Source organism: Rhizobacter sp. (assembly GCF_031412075.1).
Classification (GTDB): domain Bacteria; phylum Pseudomonadota; class Gammaproteobacteria; order Burkholderiales; family Burkholderiaceae_C; genus Rhizobacter.
Window position 1 is genome coordinate 1 of sequence record NZ_JANOCG010000347.1, and the last position, 3,311, is coordinate 3,311.

The following is a 3,311-nucleotide window of genomic DNA, read 5'->3' on the forward strand; positions in this document are numbered from 1 at the left end:
CTTGGCCGGCTTTTCGCGCTGCTTGAGTGCGGGCTGGGGCGGGGCGACTTTGGCAGACATCTTGGCCATGGCGATCAGGTTTCGAGAGGGTTTTGAGGGGAATTGGCGAGGGGTGCGATGGTATCATCGCGCCTCGCTGAAAACTCGCCAAAACACGAGATTTCTCAAATAAATCAAGTACTTAGGTAAGTTCGGCAGGCGCCGGGCGACACCGTTGGATCGCTCTCCCCATGCGTTTGAATTCCATCAAGCTCTCGGGCTTCAAGTCGTTTGCCGAACCCACGAATTTCCAGCTGCCGGGTCAACTGGTCGGTGTGGTGGGCCCCAACGGCTGCGGCAAATCCAACATCATGGACGCCGTGCGTTGGGTGCTGGGCGAATCAAAAGCCAGCGAGCTGCGCGGCGAGTCGATGCAAGACGTGATCTTCAGCGGCTCGGGCAACCGCAAGGCCGCCAGCCGCGCGAGCGTCGAGCTGGTGTTCAGCAACGAAGACGCGCGCGCCGGTGGCCAGTGGAACCAGTTCACCGAGATCGCGGTGAAGCGCACGCTGACGCGTGACGGCACCAGCAGCTACTTCATCAACAACCAGCCGGTGCGCCGCCGTGACGTGCAAGACGTGTTCCTCGGCACCGGCCTGGGCCCACGCGCCTACGCCATCATCGGCCAGGGCACCATCAGCCGCATCATCGAGAGCAAGCCCGAAGAGCTGCGCCTCTTTCTCGAAGAGGCCGCCGGTGTCTCCAAGTACAAGGAGCGCCGCCGCGAGACCGAAAACCGGCTCAAGGACACCCGCGAAAACCTGACCCGCGTCGAAGACATTCTTCGCGAGCTCAACAGCAACCTCGACAAGCTGGAAAAGCAGGCCGAGGTGGCCAGCCAATACCGCGGCTTGCAGGAGTCGGGCTCGCTCAAGCTGCATCAGCTGTGGTTCCTCAAGCACCGCGACGCGGCCAGTGAGCAGGAGCGTGTGAAGAACGAGGTGATGGCCGCCACCAACGCTTTTGAAGAGCGCATGGCCGAGCTGCGCCACGGCGAAGCCGAGCTGGAAACGATTCGCCAGGCTCACTACGCTGCCAGCGATGAGTTGCACACGGCGCAGGGTTCGCTGGCTGAAGCGTCACTTGAAGTGAGCCGGCTGGAAGAACGCATCCGCTACGTGGTCGAAGGCCGCCAGCGTGTGGAGCAGCGCCTCGTTGAGCTGAAGGCACAGAGCGAACAATGGCAGTCGCGCCAGACCGAAGCCCAAGACGAGCTGGAGCAGATCGCCGAACAGATCGCCGGCGCCGACGAACAAAGCGAAGTGTTGGCCGCGCAGGCCGAAGAGCAGGCCGGCAACCTGCCGACGGTCGAAGACGCGGTGCGCGCCGCGCAGAACCGCAGCAACGAGCAGCGCACCGTGGTGGCCAGCGTGCAGCAGCAGATCCAGGTGCTGGCGGCCGAGAGCCGAAACATCGATGACCAGCGGCGTCAGTTCAACGCACGCCGCGAACGTCTGGATGGCGAGCGCCGCCAACTCGCCGCGCCCGACATGGACCGCCTGGCCGAGCTCAAGACGCAATACGGCGTGGCTGAAGAAGCGCAAGGTGTGGCCGATGCCCGCTTGCATGAGCTGAACGAGCAGGTGCCCGCGCTCGACGAAGACCGCCGCGCCAAACAAGAACAAGTCAACGCCGATGGCGGCAAACAGGCCGACCTGAGCGCACGCCTCGATGCCTTGCGCGCCCTGCAAGAAAAGGTGCAGACCGAAGGCAAGCTCAAACCCTGGCTGGCCAAACACGGCCTCGAAGGCCTGCAAGGCCTGTGGACCAAGATCCACATCGAAACCGGCTGGGAAACGGCACTCGAATCGGCGCTGCGCGAGCGAATCAACGCGCTCGAAGTGGGCCGCATCGAAACCGTGCGCGCCTTTGCCACCGATGCGCCACCGGCCAAGCTCGCGTTCTACACACCGCCGCAGGCCGCGATTGCGAACACACACCAGACCCTGCCGCGCCTGAGCGACCTGCTGCGCCTGGGTGATGCCGGCCTCAAGGCCCTGCTCAACGACTGGCTCGAAGGTGTCTACACCGCTGCCAACATCGACGAGGCCCTGGCGGCACGCAGCAAGCTCACGCACGGCGAAGTGATCATGACCCGCGAGGGCCATGCCGTCAGCCAGTTTGCGGTGGCCTTCTACGCACCCGATTCCGAGCAGGCCGGCATGCTGGCCCGTGCGCAAGAGATCGAGAACCTGGAGCGCCAGCTGCGTGCCCAGTCGCTGATTGCCGAAGAGTCGCGCAGCGGTCTCATCCGCGCCGAGGCGGCGTACACCGATGCGTCACAGCGCCTCGTCACGGCTCGCCGCGAAGCCGGTGAAACGCAGACGCGTGCGCACCAGCTGCAAGTCGAGCTGCTGCGCCTGTCGCAACTGGCCGAGCAGACCAGCACCCGACGTGCCCAGCTCGACGGCGAGCTCGCTGAAGTCGATGGCCAACTGGAAGAGCTGAACGAGCGCAGCGCCACCGGCGAGGCCCGGTTCGAAGAGCTGGACATGCAGCTCGCCACAACGCAAGAGCGCCACGCCGAGCTCGACGAAGCCGTGATCACCGCCGAACGCAAGCTCAGCGAGGCGCGCGAGCAACTGCGCTCGCTCGAGCGCCAGGCGCAAGAAGCGCAGTTTTCATCGCGCGCCCTGGCCGCGCGCCGCAGCGAGCTGCAGCGCAGCATCGAGACCTCGGTGCAGCAGGTGGCCGCCAACGAGCAGTCGACAGTGCAACTGCAGGAAGAGCTGACCCGCCTGACCGACGCCTCGGCGCAGGTTGGCCTGGAAGCGGCGCTCGCGCTGAAGCTCGACCGCGAAGCCGCGCTCGGCGCCAAACGCAGCGAATACGATGACCTCACCATGCGCCTGCGCCGCTCTGACGAGCAGCGCCTGCAGCACGAACAAAGCCTGCAACCACTGCGCGACCGCATCACCAAGCTGCAGCTCGAAGAGCAGGCCGCCCAGCTCGGCGGCGCGCAGTTCATGGAGCAGCTCACCGCGGCCGAGGTCAACCTCGAAGCGCTGGCGCAGAACATCGCCGACAACAACGTGAAGCTCTACGGCCTGCAAGGCGAGATCGACCGCATCAACCGCGAGATCAACGCGCTCGGCGCGGTGAACCTGGCAGCCCTCGACGAGCTGACCGCATCGCGCGAACGCAAGACCTTCCTCGACGCGCAGAACGCCGACCTCAATGAAGCCATCACCACGCTCGAAGGCGCCATCCACAAGATCGACCTGGAGACGCGTGACCTGCTGGCCAACACCTTCAACCAGGTCAACGAGCAT

At 65.0% G+C, this 3,311-nt stretch carries 1 protein-coding gene; it reads left to right on the forward strand.

The window, feature by feature from the left end; all coding sequences use genetic code 11:
- Nucleotides 1-230: 230 nt before the first annotated feature.
- On the forward strand, nucleotides 231-3,311 hold a 3,081-nt coding region (gene smc / locus RMO40_RS12890; protein WP_309721667.1), incomplete at its 3' end, for a chromosome segregation protein SMC.